The sequence below is a fragment of the Pseudomonas sp. P5_B3 genome (assembly GCF_056400405.1).
This window is the reverse complement of record NZ_JBFULI010000051.1, coordinates 1-19,028: the sequence shown is the minus strand read 5'-3', so window position 1 is coordinate 19,028 and position 19,028 is coordinate 1. Positions and strand designations below refer to the sequence as shown.

The window sequence follows — 19,028 nt, the reverse complement described above, 5'->3', positions numbered from 1 at the left end:
TTCAAACATGAGCAACTCCGGCCGCGCCGACGCGCTGTTAGCAGACCTGCCCCGCGATGGCCGTGGCCGGCTCAAGGTGTTTCTCGGCGCTGCGCCGGGTGTCGGCAAGACCTACGCTATGTTGCAAGCGGCCCACACCCAGTTACGCCAAGGGGTGAAAATCATCGCCGGCGTCGTCGAAACCCACGGCCGCGCCGAAACCGAGGCTCTGCTCGGCGGCTTGCCGCAGCAGCCGTTGGTGCGCTCGGAATACCGTGGCGTGATGCTCGAAGAAATGGACCTCGACGGTCTGATCAAAGCCAAGCCGAAACTGGTGCTGGTCGACGAACTGGCGCACACCAACGCCCCCGGTAGTCGTCACGAAAAACGCTGGCAGGACATTCAGGAACTGCTCGCCGCGGGCATTGACGTCTACACCACGGTCAACGTCCAGCATCTGGAAAGCCTCAACGACCAGGTGCGCGGCATCACTGGCGTGCAGGTCCGTGAAACCCTGCCGGACTGGGTGTTGCAGGAAGCCTATGAACTGCTGCTGATCGACTTGCCGCCACGGGAGCTGCTGGAGCGCCTGCGCGACGGCAAGGTCTATGTGCCGGAGCAGGCGCGGGCGGCCATCGACGCGTTCTTTTCCCAGACCAACCTGACGGCCCTGCGCGAACTGGCGATGCAAACCGCGGCGGCTCAGGTCGATAACGATCTGGCCCAAGGGTATCGTCAGTTGGGGCAGGCGGCACCGGCCGTGCGCGGGCGTTTGCTGGTAGGGGTCGACGGCGATGCCCAGGCAGAGCGTTTGGTACGGCATGCCAGTCGTGTGGCCCAGCGGCGGCACCTGCCCTGGAGTCTGGTGCACGTGGACAACGGCAGCGTGCGTGACGAGCAGTCGCGCCTGCGCCTGCAAAGCGCCCAGCAACTGGCCGAACGACTGGGCGGCGAAGTAGTGTTGCTGCGCGCCGGTGAAGTGGCGAAGACCCTGATCCAGCATGCCGCCGAACGTCGTGCCAGCCTGGTGCTGGTCGGTCAGTCCCGACCGCGTTTGCGCCGGCGTCTGTTCGGTGGCGGGTTGGCAGCGCGGTTGCTGCGCAATGCTCGCGGGCTGGAAATCAACGTTCTCGACAGCGACCACCAACAGGATCAACCCCATCAGCGGTCGATGCATTCGCTGGTCTGGTTCGACTACGCATTGGCCGTTGTCGCGACGGTTCTGGCCAGCGCCCTGGCCTGGGCCGTGGCGAGCGTGCTGCCACTGCCGAACATCTCGCTGGTGTTCCTTGCGGCGGTATTGCTGGTGGCGGTGCGCAGCAGTCTCGGGCCGGCGCTGGCCTGTGCGGCGCTGTCGTTCCTGACCTATGACTTCCTGTTCATTCCACCGATTTTCTCTTTCAGCATCCAGCGCGAAGAAGACGTGCTGACCTTGCTGTTCTTCCTGCTGATGGCGGCCCTCACCGGCAACCTCGCGGCGCGCCAGCGCAGGCAATTGCAGGCGCTGCGCGATACCCAGGAAGAGACCACTGAATTGCTCGACCTGTCGCGCAAACTTACCGCTGCCACCGACCGCCAGGCCGTGGTCAGCGCGGCCGCCCAGCACCTCAACGGTTGGAGCGACGTACAACTGTGCCTGCTCAATCGCGACGGGCAGAGTGGCTGGAAAGTCGAAACCGGTGGCCCGCTGGAGTTTGCCGAAGCCGAGCGCGCCGCCGCCGACTGGGCCTGGCAGCACGACCAACCGGCGGGTGCGGGCACCGGCACCTTGCCGTTCGGCCGCTGGTGGTGGTGGCCATTATCGGTGGAGGACGGCCCGTTGGCGTTGCTCGGCGTGTGCGCCAGGGAAGGCCAGACCCTGAGCGGCCAGCGCCGACGCTTGTTGACCGCGCTGAGCCAGCCGCTGGCCCAGGCGCTGGCCCGGGCACAACTGGCCGATGATCTGGAAGCGGCGCGGCTGCACGGCGAAACCGAGCAACTGCGCAGTGCCTTGCTGGCTTCGGTGTCCCACGATTTGCGCACACCGTTGACGTCCATGCGCGGCAGTATCGACAGCCTGCTGGCCCTGGGTGAGGCGATCCCGCTGGAGGATCGACGTGAGTTGCTCGAAGGCACCCGCGATGAAGCCGAACGTCTCGACCGCTACATTCAAAACCTGCTCGACATGACCCGGCTGGGCCACGGCGCGCTGAAGCTTGCACGGGACTGGGTGTCGCCGGCCGATATCATCGGCAGTGCGCTCAATCGCTTGCGCGCGGTACTCGCGTCGCTGCAGGTCAGCACCGAAGTACCGGCGCAATTGCCGCTGCTGTTCGTGCATGCCGCGCTGATCGAACAGGCACTGGTCAACGTGCTGGAAAACGCCGCGCGGTTTTCGCCGTCCCACGGGCGTTTGCAATTGCGCGCCGGGGCCGATGACAGTGAGCTGTTTTTCTCGGTCAGCGATGAGGGACCGGGGATTCCGGAAGAAGAGCGGGCGAAGATTTTCGACATGTTCTACACCGCGGCGCGGGGTGATCGTGGCGGGCAGGGTACCGGGCTGGGGTTGGCAATTTGTCAGGGCATGGTCGGAGCCCATGGCGGGCGCATCAGCGTTGCCGACGGTATCGAGGGGCGCGGTACCTGCATCACGTTGCACCTGCCGCTACAGGCTCAGCCGGGATACGAGAGTGAAGCCTGATCGTGCTTGCGCTACTCTCTTGCCACTTCTTTGTGTTGATGTGAATTCATGAGCCAGACCGCGACCATTTTGGTCATCGACGACGAGCCGCAGATCCGCAAATTCCTGCGCATCAGCCTCGCTTCCCAAGGCTATAAAGTGCTGGAGGCCGGCACCGGCAGTGAAGGATTGGCACAAGCCGCGTTGAACAAACCGGATTTGCTGGTGCTCGATCTCGGCTTGCCGGACATGGACGGCCAACAGGTATTGCGCGATTTTCGCGAGTGGTCGACGGTGCCAGTACTGGTGCTCTCGGTGCGCGCCGGTGAAGGGCAGAAGGTCGAAGCCCTGGATGGCGGTGCCAATGACTACGTGACCAAGCCGTTCGGCATTCAGGAATTCCTGGCACGGATTCGTGCGTTGTTGCGCCAGGCGCCCGTCGGCGAGGTGCAACAAGCGGCGCTGACCTTCGGTCCGTTGACGGTCGACCTGGCGTATCGCCGGGTGCTGCTCGACGATGTCGAAGTCGCTCTGACTCGCAAGGAGTACGCCGTGCTGGCGCAACTGGCGCGGCATCCCGGGCGGGTGATCACCCAGCAGCAATTGCTTAAGGACATCTGGGGACCGACTCACACCGACGACACTCATTACCTGCGCATCGTGGTCGGGCACTTGCGCCAGAAACTGGCGGATGACCCGACCCGGCCACGGTTCATCGTGACCGAGGCGGGGGTGGGGTATCGGTTGTTGGGTGAGGGTAGCCTTTAGTTTTGTGCTGAATGATCCGACCCCATCGCGGGCAAGTCGGATCGCCGCACCGCCGCCCCCACAATGACCGTGTCGGTCACAATCATGTGTACGACGCGAACCCTGTGGGAGCGAGCTTGCTCGCGATGAGGCCCTTACATTCAATCGAGAGTTTTCAGACTTTCAGTTCTGCTCATTCTCATACCGATCCAGCGTATCCCGCGCAATCTCCCGTCCCAGCGCGATCAGCTCCGGCGCCTTGTAGAACTCGAAAAACCGGCACACGCGCTTGGGCACGTTGATCAGGATGTCCGGCGGATACCCGGCAATCTTGTACTGCGCCAGCGACGTCTGCATCACCTCGAAACTCTGGTTGATCAAATCCAGCAAGGACGCCGGCCCGACGTTGTCGATGATGAACGAACCGGTGGCGGAGCGGGGTGCGCCACCGGTTTGCGGAGCGGCCGCGGGTTGCTGCGCTTCGGGCTGGGCGGATTCGATCCACGGATTGAGGTCTGCCCCTTCGGCCCTCAGGGCTTCCTGCTCGAGGAGCAACAGTTGCTCGGCCTGCTTGCGGCGGAACGGCAGCTTCGAGCCGAGGGAGTTGATAAGGCTGTCGAAGCGGGTCTTGAAGGCGGCGGGACGCTGGATGACCGGCATTTGATAGTGGCGCTGGTTGGTGGAGTTGAGGTTGACCGCGATGATCAGGTCGCAATGGCTCGACACCACCGGCACGATCGGTAGCGGGTTGAGAATGCCGCCATCGACCAGCATGCGGTTGCCCTGCATCACCGGGGTAAACAGGCTGGGAATCGCTGCCGAGGCGCGCATGGCCTGATGCAGGCAACCTTCCTGGAACCAGATTTCCTGCTGGTTGGTCAGGTCGGCGGCAACGGCGGTGTAGGGGATGCGCAAGTCTTCGATGTTGATCTCGCCGACGATCTTGCGGATCTGCCCGAACACCTTCTCGCCACGAATCGCCCCCAGACGAAAACTGACGTCCACCAGACGCAACACGTCGAGATAATCCAGGCTCTCGATCCAGTCACGGTATTCATTGAGTTTGCCGGCGGCGTAGATCCCGCCCACCACCGCGCCCATGGAGCAACCGGCGATACAGGCTATGTCATAGCCGCGCCGTTCGATCTCTTCAATGACCCCGATATGGGCATAACCCCGAGCTCCACCCGAGCCCAATACCAGTGCGACACGCTTTTTCATGAATCGCCCTCGTTCGAATGGTTCAACAATGCACCCATCGAGGGTCATGCTTCAATCGCCATGGTCGTTCGGTGGGGCAAGAGCGTCGTATTTTCGACATTCCATGGCGGCACATGGTTATTCTCCTCGGCGCTATAGTTTGCATAGCGGACCAATGGCACTTTTCAGGTGCCACACCGTCTTACCTGCACGACTGTTGACCTATCTTTGAGGAGTGAGTGATGAAAGCCTGGATCTGCGTGCCATTGATTGCCCTGGCGCTCGCCGGTTGTGCCGGCAAAACCGCTTATCGCGACAGTTGCGGTAGTAACCTGGATGCCGCGTGGCATGAGCTGGATCTGGCCAAGGCCGAAGGTTTCGCCGGGACCGTCAGCTACTCCAAGGCCTTGTCGCTGTTGACCGCGGCCAAGACCCAGCAGCAATTCGAGGGGTTCGAAGGCTGCTCCCACAAGGCCGAGAAGGCCCGTTTCTATATTCGTGAGTCGCGCGCGGGGCGTTGAAGGCAAAAAGCAGCTGCAGGCTCTAAGCTATGAACTGCAAGACTCATCGGGTTTGCAGCTCGTAGCTTGCAGCCTGGCGCTGTTTACGGAGTAAACCCCCATGATCGATCGGTTGGTGGCTCGTGTCCTGGGCCTGGAAGTTCGTCTGCTGGCCTGTCAGGCCCGCTTGAAAGAGCGTACTGACCCCGAAGCGTTACACGATCTGCGCACTACCATGCGTCGGTTGCGCAGCCTGTTGCGACCCTTGCGCGGGCAGCCCGGTGTCGAGCAACTGGAAGCGGCCGCCTCCCGGGTGGGCGAACTGAGCACGCCATTACGTGATCGCGAAGTGTTGGCGGCGTACCTGCTCCAGCACCATCAACCCCAAGCCGCACAGCGGCGCATGGCGCAAATGGCCGAGGCCTATCCGGCCGTGGCGGCCAGCCCTGAACTTGCGCAATTGCTGATCGTCCTCGATGCATTTCCGCGTTTTCTGCGCGCCGCCCAGCGCCAGGGATTGCTCAAGGGCTTGCGCAAGCGCATCGAAAAACGCCTGGGCAAGCAGTGGGAAAAACTCGACGAGGCACTGCACGACCCGGCCCACGACCGTCATCGGCTGCGCCTGCTGATCAAGCGCGTGCGCTATGGCATCGACGCTTACCCTGAGCTGGATCGATTGCCGAAAGCAGCCATGCCCCGATTGAAAGCGGCCCAGGGCGCGCTGGGTGACTGGCACGATTGCGTGCAATGGCTGGCCATGGCTGAACAGGAAGCGGATTTGCAGCCCTGTGTTGCGGTCTGGAACGCTACCATGGCCGAGGCTGAACAGCGTGCGGACCGGGTGCTGGAAAAACTCAGCAAGGCATGTTTCAAATCCTGAAAACACCGGAGATCCATTGTAGGAGCGAGCCTGCTCGCGATGAGGTCGTGACATTCAACATTGATGTTGGCTGTCCGGGCGCTATCGCGAGCAGGCTCTCTCCTACAGGTTATATGTTCGGCACGAGCCTTGTGCGGCTCATCTGTCAGTCAATTTGGCCGGAATAGGCGATGTATCAACTACGCCAGATGGTTAAGATCCCTTCATCTTTTTCCGATCCCTGAGGTTTTCATGCGCTTTTCCGAACTGCTCGACGCTGTCCGTAGTCAGCCAGCGGAGCTGTCTATCCCGGCCTCCTGGGCCCAGGGGCGCGCCAGTTTCGGTGGCCTGGTGGCCGCCCTGCAGTACGAAGCCATGCGTGCCCGGGTGCCAGCGGATCGCCCGGTGCGCTCGCTGGCAATCACCTTTGTCGGCCCGGTTGAACCCCAGGTTCCGGTCAGTTTTGAGGTCGACGTGTTGCGCGAAGGCAAGGCGGTCAGCCAGGTGTTGGGCCGGGTGATGCAGAAGGGGCAGGTGGTGACATTGATCCAGGGCAGTTTTGGCGCCTCACGCCCTTCGGAAGTGGCGGTGGTCGCTGAGCCGGCACCGGAAATGAAGCACTGGGACGAGTGCCAGGAATTGCCTTTTGTCGAAGGCGTCATCCCGGAATTCATGCGGCATCTGGCGATGCGCTGGAGTGTCGGCGGGCTGCCGTTCAGCGGCAGCACATCCCGGCAAATGGGCGGCTGGGTGCGCTTGCGCGGTGGCGTAAAGGAAGAGGCCATCAGCGAGGCGCATATTCTGGCGCTGGTGGACGCCTGGCCACCGGCCCTGATGCCGTTTTTGAAGAAGCCGGCGATGGGCAGCACGCTGACCTGGACCATCGAATTCGTGCAGCCGCTGCTGGAACTGAACACCCTGGACTGGTGCAAGTATCTCGTCGAGACCGAGCACGCCGCCGACGGCTACGGGCATGCTGCCGCGAAAATGTGGAGCGCGGATGGCCGGTTGATCGCCATGAGCCGGCAGACGGTGACCGTGTTCGCCTGATCAGTGACGGCGGTGGCGCTCACGCCAGGCGCGCCACCAGCCACCGCTGAGGAAGAACCGTGGAAACGTCAGGAACTGCTCGACCAACAGGCGCGATATCGCATCCTTGCGATCGCTGAAGGGTTCGGCGGCTTGCGTTTCCAGGCGGTGGCCGTGGCGTTGCAAGGCCAGCGCCGCAATCACCCCGATCACGCCGATGGCGATGTTCGAAAGGGTCAGGCTGAACAACCCGGACACAATCAGCAGAAACGCAACGATGAACAACGGCACCGCGATCAGGTGCAGCACCAGATTGGTCGGGTGCTGATGATTGTTCGGGTACGCTCGCCATTGCCAGGCGGGAAGGTTGGGGTGACGTTTGCCCATGATGCTGATCCTCGATCCATGTTGAACACATGTAATGAAGAATAGGCCCGGTCAATGCCGGCGGCGAATCAAGGCTGGCTATTGGCTTGATAGGTGTCATGGCCAATTATGATGTTGTCTGATCTGACGCTTTCGTCGGAACGCCGCCCGGGGCAAGTCCGCTCCCACAGTAGTTAGTGGTTGAACACAAAGTTTGCGATCAACCGAGAAACCTGTGGGAGCGGGCTTGCCCGCGATGAGGCCCTCAAAGTTTGAGCTGACCGATAGCCTTGCTCAACTCTCCGGCCAACACCGCCAGCTCATTGCTGGTGGTCGCCGACGTCACCGTCTGCTGCACCGTGTTCTCGGTCACGTCACGGATGCTCACCACCGCCCGGTTCATCTCTTGCGCCACCTGACTCTGCTGCTCGGCTGCCACAGCAATTTGCGTATTGCTTTCACGCATCTGCGCTACCGCGCCAGTGATCTCGGCTAAAGCGGCCCCGGCCTCTTGCGCCTGCTGCACGCAATCGTCGGCCTTGAGCGAACTCTCTTGCATGAAATCCACGGCGTCCCGTGTGCCGGCCTGCAATGCCGACACCATGATCGTGATTTCGTCCGTGGAGGCCTGCACGCGTTTGGCGAGGTTGCGCACTTCATCGGCAACCACCGCAAATCCGCGCCCCATCTCGCCGGCCCGGGCCGCTTCGATGGCGGCGTTCAGTGCCAGCAGGTTGGTCTGCTCGGCGATGCTGTGAATCACGTTGACCACGCCATTGATCTTCTGGCTGTCCTCGGCCAGGCGTTGAATCATCTCGGCGGTCTGCTGGACGCCGGTAGACAATCCGGCAATCGACCTCTGCACCCGCGTCACCACTTCCCGCCCGCTGCTGGCCAGGGTATCGGCCGATTGCGAAAGGTCACGGGTGGCGCCTGCGTGTTGGGCAATGTGATAGACCGTGGCCGTCATTTCGTTGATCGCCGTGGCCGCCTGGTCGGTTTCGCTTTGCTGGCCCAGCATGCCGTGGCGCACTTCATTCATGCTGGCCGCCAGCCGCGCGGCACCATCATCCAGTTGCCGGGCGGTGCTGGCGACAGTATTGACCACTCGTTGATAACCGGCCTGCATGGCGTTGAAAGCATTGGCCATTTGCCCGACTTCGTCGTTGCAAGCCAATGGCACGCGGGCCGACAGGTCTCCGGTTTTCTCCACGTGCAACATGACGTCCTTCAAGGTGTTGAGCTGGCTGAGCAGGAAGCGGATCAATAACTGCGATGCGCCGAGCATTGCCAGCATCAGGATGAACACGGCCAACGCGTAGTTGGCGAAGCGCTCGCTAAACACCTGGCTCAGACTTGGGCCGTGGGCAATCACGGCCACCTGCTGACCACCAATGCGGGTAAAGACTTCGGCGCCCATCAACGGGTTGTCACCGAACAGCGGCATCGCGTTGATCTCGACCCAGCCATTCGCATTGGCCAGTTCCGGCACGGTTTGCCCATCGAGCATGGGCGCCCCCCCGCGATTGTACGTCAGCAGATTTGCGGCGTTGGGCAGCGGCTGCCCTGCGGGCCAGGCTTCGAGCAGTCGCGCCTGGGCCTGGACCGAAGCCTGGTTGGCATGACTGCGAGCGTGCTGTTCGAGCTGCACCGCGTATAACACCAGCAACAGGGTGGTGATGAAGGCGACGGCGTTGACCGCCCAGAATTTGTATTTCAGCGAAATATTGCTAAGCCAGGCACCCATGGAGGTTTTCTCTGATAGCGGAAACAGTTTTGGCAAGGTGCCATTATTGTGCCGCTACTCAGGTGGCTGATTCTTGATGCAGATCAACAGGCTGCACCATTACTCCTTGTATGAGCGAGCCTGCTCGCGATGGCGATGCAACATTCACCATTGAGGTGACGGTTAGATCGCATCGCGAGCAGGCTCGCTCCTACAGGGGTAACGTTTACAGGTCGATAGTGGGCAGCCCATAAAACGCCCGTGCGCACGCAGTTGTGTGCGCCGCCAGATCTTCCTGGCTTTCTGCGCGATGCAGCGCCACTTCACGCAATACTTCGGTCAGGTACGCCGGCTCGTTTCGCCCGTTTTTCGGCTTGGGGCGCAGGCTGCGCGGCAGCAGATACGGTGCATCGCTTTCGAGCATCAGGCGTCCACGCTTGATTTCCTTGACCAGCGGATGCAAATGCGTGCCCCGGCGCTCGTCGCAAATCCAGCCGGTAATGCCGATGTGCAGATCAAGGTCGAGATAGCTGAACAGTGCCTTCTGTTCTCCGGTGAAACAGTGCACCACGGCAGCCGGCAGTTGATCGCGGAAGTCGCGCAGGATCTCCAGCAAACGCTGGCTGGCATCGCGTTCGTGGACAAAAACGGGCAACTGCAATTCAACGGCCATGGCCAGGTGTTCTTCGAAGACCTTTTCCTGCTGCGCACGCGGCGAGAAGTCACGGTTGAAGTCCAGCCCGCATTCGCCCACGGCCACCACATTCGGCTCCTTGAGCAAGCTGCGCAACCGTCGGGCGCTGTCGGCGTTCCAGTCGCTGGCGCAATGAGGGTGAATACCGGCGGTGGCGAACAGGCGCTGAGCACTTTCGTCCAGTTGCTGGCACAGCTCAAGAGCCTGTTCACTGCCCTCGACACTGGTGCCGGTCAGCACCAGTTGGCACACGCCGGCCGCGTAGGCACGGTCGAGTACGGCCTGGTGTTTGTCGGCAAAACTGGCGTTGGTCAGGTTGACGCCGATATCGATGAGTTGCATGGTGCTACCTCGGCCCAAAGGCCGGAAAGCATATCAGAGCCGTGGATTTATAAGAAAAGCCAAGAACTACAACGGGTTAACGCTGTCTCTTGAGCCGCGGGCCAGACCGGGTTGGTAGTTTTGCCATCATTGTGCCAGTCTTGCTCACGTTGCCAGCGCCCTGGGCGCTCTGTTTTGTCGCTGCGCTTGATGCCATCTGTCATTGAAGCGGGCCTCATATTCTTTCCGGAGAGTGGATGATTCGTCCCTCGGTTTTGCTACTGCTGTGCTGTTCGCTGCTACTGCCGATGTCGGCGGTCGCGCGTCTGCCCGGGCCACTGCAAGCCGTACCGGCCAGCGAGGTACGGGACCTTGCGCAAATCCGCAGCAGTCGTGTGCTGCGGGTGTTGGTCAACCAGAGCCGTAACAGTTCCGGGGAAGTCCAGGGGCAGGCGATCGGGGTCGAATACCATCGCTTGAGAGCGTTCGAGCAATACCTCAACGGCCATGCCCGTGACGGTCAGGAAATCACCCTCAAGATCATTCCCAAGGCCAAGGATCAATTGCTCGGCGCATTGCAGCGCGGGGAGGGCGATCTGGTGGCGCCAGGTGAGTTGCTCGATCTGCAAGCGGGTTTCGCCGTCAGCACCAGCGAGCCGATTGCCAGCAACATCCCGCTGGTCCTGGTGGGCATCAAGGGCGAGCGCCGCTACACCCGGCTTGAACAGCTTTCCGGCAAGACCCTGGCGTTACCCGCCGGCAGCGCCGCCGGGGATGCTGTCAGCCAGATCAATCAAAAGCTTGCCCTGCACAAACTGCCACCGGTCAAAGTCGAGTGGGTCGATCCGAGCCTTGCCGTCGAGGATGTGCTGGAGATGGTCCAGGGCGGGATCTTCCACCTGACCATCGTCGAGCAGCCGATTGCCGAACGCTGGGGCAAGATCCTGCCCAGGCTGCGTTTCGACAAACAGGTACTCATCAGCGATCCGGGGGACGAGTTCTGGTTCGTGCGCCGTGATGCCTCGATGCTGCGTGCCAGCATCGATCGCTTCCTCACCGTCTACAAAAAACCGTCGGATCAGGACGCCGCGTTCCTGCGGATCTATCGTCGTCTCTATCAAGTGCACTATCCATTGGCCAAGGCGGACCGGCAGCGTCTGGAAAAACTTCGCCCGGTGCTGCAGAAGCACGCCGATGCCCAGGGCATGGACTGGCTGAACCTGGCGGCGCTGGCTTTCAAGGAATCAGCGTTGCAGCCCGCAGCACGGAGTGGCGGTGGCCCGACCGGGCTGATGCAGATCACGCCTGCTGCGGCGCAGCGGGTGGGGGTCGACAATATTCAGGACGTAGACGGCAATGTGCAGGCCGGGGCCAAGTACCTGGCGATGATCCGGCGCAAATTCTTTGCCAGCCCGAAACTCAACGAGCGCGAACGCATGGCCTTCGTGCTGGCAGCCTACAACATCGGGCCGGAGCGGGTGCAAGGCATGCGCGCAGAAGCCCGGCGGCGAGGATTGAATCCCAACCAGTGGTTCTTCCAGGTCGAACGCGTTGCCATGGAGCAAGTGGGTATGGGGCCTGTCAGCTATGTTAATAGCGTGAACAAGTATTACTTGGCATTCGACCGGGAGCGAGAGTCGTTGGAGCCCCAGGGAGAAAAGATTGCTTCACGCAAATGATCAACTAATCTGATTGTAATGGTGGGTTTTTTGCGCTTTTAACATGCAATTAATTGATTAATATAGCGGCCAACCAACACACACTTGCAAGGAATGAAACAGCATGAGCACTCTGATCAACAAGGTACTGTCTACCCGCGCTGGCTACGGCCTGACGGTTCTGCGTATCGTTGTCGGTATCGTCTTCGCCGCCCACGGCTCGCAGAAACTCTTCGGGGCATTCGGTGGCTATGGTCTGGCTGGAACCGCGCAGTACATGGAAAGCCTCGGACTGACGCCGGGTTACCTGATGGCGGCACTGGCGGGCGGCACCGAGTTCTTCGCCGGCCTGGCCCTGATCGTCGGCTTGCTGGTTCGCCCGGCCGCGCTTGGCCTGATCTTCCTGTCGCTGGTGGCGATTTTCTCGGTGCACATCAGCAATGGTCTGTTCATGGCCAACAATGGTTATGAATTCGCCCTGGCATTGCTCGGTGGCAGTATCGCGGTATTGATCGAAGGTGCGGGCAAACTCTCGGCGGACCGTGTCATCGCCGGCTGACCGCTCTGGCTCAACGAAAAGGCCCGCATCGTGCGGGCCTTTTTTGTTGAGCGTCATTCTTGACACTGTCCAGTCAGCTTCTCTAGGATGTTGCTCATGCGCCGATTTAAACAGCTACTTGCGGGGCGCCAGGTGACTCATCCAGTTGCCGATAGAAGCCGGACAGGCTTCGAAATACCGCTAAAGCGCTGGTTCGGTGTTGCCTCTCACCTGCCATGCAGACTTTTGAGGCAGAGACACGACACAATGAATGCACTAAACCCCGTTGTACGTCCCGCGCCGATCACGGCACATCTCACCCAGCGCAATCCAAAAATCCTGCTTGGCGGCAAACATCAGCCGACGCTCCTGCGTTATCTCGATGGCTGGCCACGTCGTACCGGCGGTCCCGCTGCCTTCCTGATCCAGTTTGTCGAAGACGGTGAGTCGCTCGCTCGATTCGCCGACGACAGTTTCGATCTGGCAGTGATTCAGTCCCCCAGCCTCGAAGATGCTCCTGAAGTGATCCGGCAACTGACCCGCGTTGCCCGGCAAGGGCTGATCACCCGCCGTTGAGTTTTATGGGTAATAGATTGCCACGATATACACACACTGCTCACCGGTCGGTGTCTGGACTCGAACTTCGGCGTCCAGTGCCTTGCCGATCAGGGCGCGGGCCAACGGCGAATCAATGCTGATCAGGCCCAGTTTGAGGTCCAGTTCATCGGGCCCGACAATGCGGTAGCGCGACTCTTTGCCATCCTCGTCTTCGATCGTGACCCAGGCGCCGAAATAGACCTTGTTCGGATCGCTGGGCTTTTCGCTGACGACTTTCAGCGCTTCCAGGCGTTTGGTGAGAAAGCGCACGCGGCTGTCGATCTCTCGCAGCATCTTTTTGCCGTAGGTGTATTCGGCGTTCTCCGAGCGATCACCCTGGGCCGCGGCTTCGCTGACAGCCTGGGTAACCTGGGGCCGACGTACATGCCACAGCTCATGGAACTCGGCGCGCATCCGCGCTTCACCCTCGGGGGTGATCAGCGCGGTGCCGGCAGTGCGGGGAGGGCGGTAACGGCTCATGACAGCTTCTTGTGGTGAGGATGGCAGGAGTCTATCAACCCTCGCGCAGGACTGTCAGCGGGCTGGCGTTCAATGCCCGACGGGTACCGAACACCCCGGCACCACCAATGAGCACGGCACCCAGCAGTGGCAGCAACATCAGCCATGGATGCGGATGCCACGGCAGGTCAAAGGCGTAGCGGTAGAGCACCCAACTCACGACTTCCGAACCCAGCGCTGCCAGCAAGCCACTGACGGCGCCCAGCAAACCGAACTCAATGCGCCGCGCCTTGACCAGCAATTGCCGTTCCGCCCCCAGCGCACGCAGCAACGCGCCCTGGCGAATGCGTTCATCCAGCGTCGCTTGCAGGCCGGAGAACAGCACCGCCATCCCCGCCGCCAACACGAACAACAACACGTACTCCACTGCCAGGGTCACCTGGGCGAGAATGCTGCGCAGTTGCTCCAGCAAGGCTTCGACCTGCAGGATCGTCACCGCCGGGAAGGCCCGGGACAGGTCGACGATCTGCTGGTCGTGACCGGGTGCGAGGTAGAAACTGGTCAGGTAAGTCGCCGGCAGATCCTTCAGGGTGCCGGGCTGGAAGATCATGAAGAAGTTCGGCTGGAAGTTGTCCCAGTCGATCTCCCGCAGGCTGGTGACTTTCGCCTCGCGATTGATCCCGCCAACGCTGAAAATCAGGTGGTCGCCGAGCTTGATTTTCAGGCTTTCGGCGACCTTGCCTTCTACCGACACGCCGGGAACATCGTCCGGAGTTTGTTCGTTCCACCAATTGCCGGCCGTGAGTTTGTTGCCCGACGGCAGGTCCGCGGCCCAGGTCAGGCTCAGGTCGCGCTGGATCGCCCGATCACCCGCGGATTCTTTGGTGACGATCTGTTGCACCGGCTCGCCGTTGATGCTGATCAAGCGCCCCGGCACCACCGGGTACAACGGTGCCGATTGCGCCGACACGGCGATCAGGTGATCGGTGAAGGCCTGTTTATCTGTGGGCAGGATGTTCAGGGCGAAGTAATTGGGGGCGTTTTTCGGCAACTGGTTTTTCCAGGTATCCAGCAACTCACCACGTAGCAAGGCGATCAGCGCCATCGACAGCAGAATCAGGCCGAACGCCAGGGACTGGCCCGCAGCAGCGAGCGGGTGACGCAGCAATTGCCCGAGTCCAAGACGCCAAGGCAAGGATGCACGCGCAAGCATGCGCCGCAGACTTTTCAGCAGCAGCAACAACAAACCGCCCAGCACCAGCGCTGCAATCACGCCGCCGCCGAGCAGGGCAAAGGTCAGCACCAGGTCCAGGCTCAGGCGCCACATGATCAGGGCGAGGGCGCCCAGCGCTACACCGTAGACCATCCAGGTGCTGGAAGGGATCGGCAGCATATCCCGACGCAGCACGCGCAATGGCGGAACCCGGCCCAAGGCCGCCAGCGGCGGCAAGGCGAAACCGGCCAGCGCCACCAGTCCGGTGCCGATCCCGGCAACGGCCGGAATCAGCCCGCCCGGAGGCACGTCGGTCGGCAGCAAGTCATGCAGCAGGGCAAACAATCCCAGTTGTGCGAGCCAACCGAGGAGGGCGCCGCTGATGCTGGCCAGCAGCCCGAGCACAGTGAGTTGCAAGCTGAACAACACCATGGTTTCCCGGCGCGATAGCCCGAGGCAGCGCAACAATGCACTGGCATCGAACCGGCGGGTGGCGAAACGGGTTGCCGACAGCGCCACCGCCACTCCGGAGAGCAATACCGCCACCAGGCTGGCCATGTTCAGGTAGCGTTCGGCCTTGCCCAGGGCGCCGCCGATCTGTCGATTGCCGTCGCGGGCGTCCTGCAAGCGCTGGTTGGCGGCGAGCCCCGGTTTGATCAGTTGCCGATAGGTTTCGAGTGCCTGAGCGTTACCTCGCCACAGTTCGCGATAGCTGACCCGGCTGCCGGGCTGCACCACGCCGGTGGCCGCAAGGTCGTCGAGGTTGATCAGCACCCGCGGCGTCAGACTGTAGAAATTGCCGGCGCGATCGGGTTCGTAAGTCAGCACCCGCGCCAGTTTCAGGGTTTTCATGCCGACATCGATGCTGTCGCCGATCTTCAGGTCCAGGGCGGTCAGCAGGCGTGCCTCGACCCAGGCTTCACCGGGCTGCGGTCCGCCACCGACTGTTTCCGCGGCGAAGGGGGCGGGCGCGCTTTTCAATTCGCCGCGTAGCGGGTAGGTGTCATCGGCCGCCTTGATGCTGGACAACTGAATGCCGTTATCGGTGGCGATGACGCTGGAGAACTCCACCACCTGAGCGTGTTCCAGACCCAGTTCGGTGCCGCTTCTTATCTGTTCGGGGCGCGCAGGCGAACTGCCTTCGAGCAGCAGGTCGGCACCGAGAAACTCGGTAGCGCGCAGCAGCATGGCGCCGTTCAGGCGCGCGCCAAAGTAACCGATGGCGGTGCTGGCGGCCACGGCCACCAGCAAGGCGAAAAACAACACGCGCAATTCACCGGCGCGGGCGTCGCGCAGCAATTGGCGGATGGCGAGACTGAACAGGCGCAACAGCGGCAGGCGTGCCATCAAGGCTCCAGAGGGGCGACCAGCAGGCCGGCTTCAAGACGGATCAGGCGCCGGCAGCGATGGGCCAGGCGTTCATCGTGAGTCACCAGCACCAGGGTCGTGCCGCGCTCCTTGTTGAGCTCGAACAGCAAGTCGCTGATGCGCTCGCCGGTGTGGCTGTCGAGGTTGCCGGTCGGTTCGTCGGCGAACAGCACATCGGGCTCTGCGGCAAACGCGCGGGCAATCGCCACGCGTTGTTGCTCGCCTCCGGAGAGCTGGCGCGGCGAGTGAGTCAGGCGTTGGCCCAGCCCCACCCGTTGCAGCAATTGGGTGGCGCGTTCGCGGGCGTCTTTGCGGCCATCGAGCTCCAGTGGCAGCATGACGTTTTCCAGGGCATTGAGGCTGTCGAGCAACTGGAATGACTGGAACACAAAACCCACGTGCTCGGCACGGATGCGCGCACGCTGGTCTTCATCGAGGTTGCTCAGGCCTTGCCCGGCGAGAGTGACTTCGCCGCTGCTCGGCAGGTCAAGGCCGGCAAGCAGGCCCAGCAGGGTGGATTTGCCGGAGCCCGAAGCGCCGACGATGGCCAGGCTGTCGCCTTGGTTCAGTTCCAGGCTGAGTTGGTGCAGGATGGTCAATTCACCTTCCGCGCTGGGAACCACTTTGCTAAGGTCCTTCGCGATGAGAATGCTTGCGCCCATGGAGAGTCCGATGCGTGTGTGGTTATTGAGTGCTGGCCTGGCCTTGATGTGTATGGCCCAAAACGCAGCGGCGGGTACAGTCCTGATCGTTGGCGATAGTATCAGCGCCGGTTTCGGGCTGGATACCCGCGTGGGGTGGGTATCGCTGCTTGAGCAGCGGCTCAGGCGTGAAGGTTTCGACGATAAAGTGATCAATGCGTCCATCAGTGGCGACACCAGTGCCGGAGGCCAGGCACGCCTGCCTGCGCTGCTTGCAGAGCATAAGCCTGAGCTGGTTGTCCTCGAGTTGGGCGGCAATGACGGCCTGCGTGGAATGCCCCCGGCTAATTTGCAACAAAACCTTGCGTCGATGATCGACAGCTCCCGGGCCAGCGGTGCCAAGGTGCTGTTGCTCGGCATGCAACTGCCGCCCAATTACGGTGCCCGCTACACCAAGGCCTTCGCCGAGGTCTACAGCAACCTGGCCGATGAGAAAAAGATCCCGCTGGTGCCGTTTTTCCTCGACGGCGTGGGCGGCCATCCGGACTTGATGCAGGCCGACGGCATACACCCGGCGGCCGGGGCCCAGGACAAGTTGCTGGAAAATGTCTGGCCTACTCTAAAACCACTGTTATGACACTTTTCTAGAAGCAGGCTTTCGGCTAAGGTGGCGCCCCCGATTTGGAGCCCCCGATGCCGCGTCCCGCCTGGTCACTATTTGCCTACCAACTGATCGAGCCTGACGAACAGCTGGATCTGTTCGCCTGCCAGGAAGTGCGGGTGCATCTGGTGACCCGTCAACTGGAGCTGGGTGGCTCGGCGGACCGCACCTTGTGTGGCAGCCTGTTGCCGGCACAGCCGCGCTGGTCGAGCGTTGATCGCCGGGTGTTTCAGGACCAGCGGCTGTGTTCGTTGTGCAGGGCCATTCTTGAGTCGCAGAAGCGGGGTACGTCGCCGATCTGGCCTGAATTGCGGTTCGAGCTTTGATCCGTCATTAATCGAGGCGGCCTGAAAGCCGACCTGTCTTTTGTTGACCGTGTACATATCCATTCCTGCGGTAACGGCGACATATGGTTTCGCCCTTACGGCCAGCCCTTTCAAGGTGTTTTCCCTTTATGGGCCTTGAGCACCCGATCCGTCGACACATGAGCATGCGCAGCTTTGCCGTCCAGCCACTCCTTGGGTTTGGCGATTTTGGGACCACGTAGGCTTTTGGCCACTTGCTTGGGCTTGATATTCCTGGCGAGCGCCAACAGTCGTGTTGCCAGCGTTTCTGAGGTCGTTTGAAGTGTCAGGTAATCCGAGGGCAGTGCGATCTGCATGCCCTCGTATCCGCTACGCACTTGTACCGTCAGATGGAAGATCGAAGCTTCCCAGCCTTCGGGCAATRTCTCGCGATGAGCCTGTTCCACGCTGCGCTTGAGCACTGCCAGGACGTTGTAGGCCAGGATCGCTGAAGCAAATCCCAGCAACGCCGCCCGCGGAGCGCCAAGGCTTTCGATTTCACTGTCCAGCACCGACTCCAGGCGCTGGAACATCCCTTCGATACTCCAGCGACGACGGTATAACTCGGCGATCTGCCCGGCGCTGACGGTGTCGGGCAAGTTGCTCCAGAACCACATCACCGTGTCACCTGAGTCAGTAGGGGTCTGTAGGTTCAGTTCAACTCGGCGCCAGCGGTGACCACCTTTGAGTTCGATGATTTGCTCGCKCACCGTTCCGGATTCGATGGCCACAGATTCTTGCCAGCCGCCTTCCTCAATCAACCGTGGATGTTTGCTTTGCTGGCGAATAATGAACGAAGCCCCCGCKTCSTCGCAGGCTTGCATGACGGGCAGCGTGCAGTACAACCGATCGGCCATCCACAGCTGGCCCTTAGTGGCGCGGGCCAACAGCGGCAGCACGCTGACGCGCTCACTGGCGTAGGCATCCTCGCATGGCTGCAAGTCGACGATCTGATCGAGGTCCGGGTCGTAGACCACGACTGAAAACCCTGGTCGCGCCGCACCTCGCTCACGCCGCAAAGCCCCCAAGCGTTTTTCAGTAGAAGRCAGGTGGTTGCCGTCGACAATGCGCAGCTGCCAGCCMGGCAAAATGGCTGAACAGCCCAACKCYTYTATCGTCGGAGCCAAGCGCTCGGCGCTTCCTGTAACCAACGCCCGCAGCAACGCGGGCTCTGTGCGGCTGACCTTGTCATAGAGCGCCGCCAAGGTAACCGGCAGCCCCTCCATTTGCCGGGCAGCGGCATGYAAAGAMGGSCGYARACCCAATGAAACAAGGGACATCAGCTCAACGATGGTCGAAAACAACAGCTCACGCGGGTACTGGCGTTGACGGTGTTCTTCAAACACCTGATCMACCCATTCGGCAGGAACAGCCTGCTCCAGTATCAATTTCGTCATGACACTGGCCGGTGTCTTTTTTTCAAACCGCGCTAGAACTTCTGCCCACATCGTTTTCGTCACCCTGACTGG

At 61.5% G+C, this 19,028-nt stretch carries 18 protein-coding genes; 10 read left to right on the top strand and 8 right to left on the bottom strand.

The genetic code is table 11. The features are described 5' to 3' along the window. Window positions 1-7: 7 nt before the first annotated feature. Window positions 8-2,659, top strand: coding sequence for a sensor histidine kinase (locus AC1DRN_RS24130; RefSeq protein WP_223462496.1), 2,652 nt, complete (start codon window positions 8-10; stop codon window positions 2,657-2,659). Window positions 2,660-2,707: 48 nt separating this feature from the next. Continuing rightward, complete coding sequence (locus tag AC1DRN_RS24125) at window positions 2,708-3,406, top strand: response regulator (protein ID WP_457266297.1); 699 nt, start codon at window positions 2,708-2,710, stop codon at window positions 3,404-3,406. Between the two features lie 162 nt (window positions 3,407-3,568). Here the strand turns inward: AC1DRN_RS24125 and AC1DRN_RS24120 are convergent, their stop codons facing one another. After that, window positions 3,569-4,606 carry a patatin-like phospholipase family protein gene (locus AC1DRN_RS24120; RefSeq protein ID WP_457266296.1) on the bottom strand — a complete coding sequence of 346 codons (1,038 nt, stop codon included), beginning with the start codon at window positions 4,604-4,606 and terminating at the stop codon, window positions 3,569-3,571. A 221-nt stretch (window positions 4,607-4,827) separates the two neighbouring features. Here AC1DRN_RS24120 and AC1DRN_RS24115 point away from each other — a divergent pair, with 221 nt between their 5' ends. The 3 genes from AC1DRN_RS24115 to AC1DRN_RS24105 all read left to right on the top strand — a co-directional run bounded on the left by AC1DRN_RS24115 (window position 4,828) and on the right by AC1DRN_RS24105 (window position 6,994). Then, on the top strand, window positions 4,828-5,106 hold the full coding sequence (locus AC1DRN_RS24115) for a hypothetical protein (RefSeq protein WP_007991739.1): 279 nt from the start codon (window positions 4,828-4,830) through the stop codon (window positions 5,104-5,106). Between the two features lie 100 nt (window positions 5,107-5,206). After that, window positions 5,207-5,965 carry a CHAD domain-containing protein gene (locus AC1DRN_RS24110; protein ID WP_223462499.1) on the top strand — a complete coding sequence of 253 codons (759 nt, stop codon included), beginning with the start codon at window positions 5,207-5,209 and terminating at the stop codon, window positions 5,963-5,965. A gap of 231 nt (window positions 5,966-6,196) precedes the next feature. Then, window positions 6,197-6,994: an acyl-CoA thioesterase gene (locus tag AC1DRN_RS24105; protein WP_223462500.1), complete on the top strand. Its 798-nt coding sequence runs from the start codon at window positions 6,197-6,199 to the stop codon at window positions 6,992-6,994. Here AC1DRN_RS24105 and AC1DRN_RS24100 read toward each other — a convergent pair whose 3' ends face one another. The 3 genes from AC1DRN_RS24100 to AC1DRN_RS24090 form a co-directional block, all read right to left on the bottom strand. Continuing rightward, the gene (locus AC1DRN_RS24100) at window positions 6,995-7,360 is read right to left on the bottom strand and encodes a terminase (RefSeq protein WP_223462501.1); all 366 of its coding nucleotides are present in this window, start codon (window positions 7,358-7,360) and stop codon (window positions 6,995-6,997) included. It lies immediately after the preceding gene. A gap of 244 nt (window positions 7,361-7,604) precedes the next feature. Next, entirely contained in the window at window positions 7,605-9,086 is a 1,482-nt protein-coding gene (locus AC1DRN_RS24095) for a methyl-accepting chemotaxis protein (protein WP_223462502.1), read from the bottom strand. A 205-nt stretch (window positions 9,087-9,291) separates the two neighbouring features. Continuing rightward, the gene (locus tag AC1DRN_RS24090; RefSeq protein ID WP_223462503.1) at window positions 9,292-10,101 is read right to left on the bottom strand and encodes a TatD family hydrolase; all 810 of its coding nucleotides are present in this window, start codon (window positions 10,099-10,101) and stop codon (window positions 9,292-9,294) included. Between the two features lie 236 nt (window positions 10,102-10,337). On the opposite strand from AC1DRN_RS24090, the gene AC1DRN_RS24085 reads away from it, so the two are divergent. The 3 genes from AC1DRN_RS24085 (at window position 10,338) to AC1DRN_RS24075 (ending at window position 12,852) form a co-directional block, all read left to right on the top strand. Continuing rightward, window positions 10,338-11,759, top strand: a complete 1,422-nt coding sequence (locus tag AC1DRN_RS24085; RefSeq protein WP_223462504.1) for an MltF family protein — start codon at window positions 10,338-10,340, stop codon at window positions 11,757-11,759. A gap of 103 nt (window positions 11,760-11,862) precedes the next feature. Beyond that, window positions 11,863-12,297 carry a DoxX family protein gene (locus AC1DRN_RS24080; RefSeq protein ID WP_115947229.1) on the top strand — a complete coding sequence of 145 codons (435 nt, stop codon included), beginning with the start codon at window positions 11,863-11,865 and terminating at the stop codon, window positions 12,295-12,297. A 246-nt stretch (window positions 12,298-12,543) separates the two neighbouring features. Then, on the top strand, window positions 12,544-12,852 hold the full coding sequence (locus AC1DRN_RS24075) for a hypothetical protein (protein ID WP_008001428.1): 309 nt from the start codon (window positions 12,544-12,546) through the stop codon (window positions 12,850-12,852). 3 nt (window positions 12,853-12,855) lie between these two features. On the opposite strand, the gene greB is transcribed toward AC1DRN_RS24075, so the two are convergent. From greB to AC1DRN_RS24060, 3 genes are read right to left on the bottom strand one after another with little or no spacing between them, the layout of a single operon-like run. Further along, window positions 12,856-13,353, bottom strand: a complete 498-nt coding sequence (gene greB / locus AC1DRN_RS24070; RefSeq protein ID WP_223462505.1) for a transcription elongation factor GreB — start codon at window positions 13,351-13,353, stop codon at window positions 12,856-12,858. A gap of 34 nt (window positions 13,354-13,387) precedes the next feature. Beyond that, on the bottom strand, window positions 13,388-15,892 hold the full coding sequence (locus AC1DRN_RS24065) for an ABC transporter permease (protein WP_223462506.1): 2,505 nt from the start codon (window positions 15,890-15,892) through the stop codon (window positions 13,388-13,390). Continuing rightward, window positions 15,892-16,575 carry an ABC transporter ATP-binding protein gene (locus AC1DRN_RS24060; protein WP_115947226.1) on the bottom strand — a complete coding sequence of 228 codons (684 nt, stop codon included), beginning with the start codon at window positions 16,573-16,575 and terminating at the stop codon, window positions 15,892-15,894. The genes AC1DRN_RS24065 and AC1DRN_RS24060 overlap by 1 nt, the downstream gene beginning before the upstream one ends. A gap of 10 nt (window positions 16,576-16,585) precedes the next feature. On the opposite strand from AC1DRN_RS24060, the gene AC1DRN_RS24055 reads away from it, so the two are divergent. Continuing rightward, a complete protein-coding gene (locus AC1DRN_RS24055) occupies window positions 16,586-17,191 on the top strand; it encodes an arylesterase (protein ID WP_223462507.1) in 606 nt (201 codons plus the stop codon). A gap of 56 nt (window positions 17,192-17,247) precedes the next feature. Further along, window positions 17,248-17,541, top strand: a complete 294-nt coding sequence (locus AC1DRN_RS24050; RefSeq protein WP_003226812.1) for a hypothetical protein — start codon at window positions 17,248-17,250, stop codon at window positions 17,539-17,541. Window positions 17,542-17,651: 110 nt separating this feature from the next. On the opposite strand, the gene AC1DRN_RS24045 is transcribed toward AC1DRN_RS24050, so the two are convergent. Continuing rightward, complete coding sequence (locus AC1DRN_RS24045) at window positions 17,652-18,956, bottom strand: IS4 family transposase (protein ID WP_457266423.1); 1,305 nt, start codon at window positions 18,954-18,956, stop codon at window positions 17,652-17,654. Window positions 18,957-19,028: the final 72 nt, after the last annotated feature.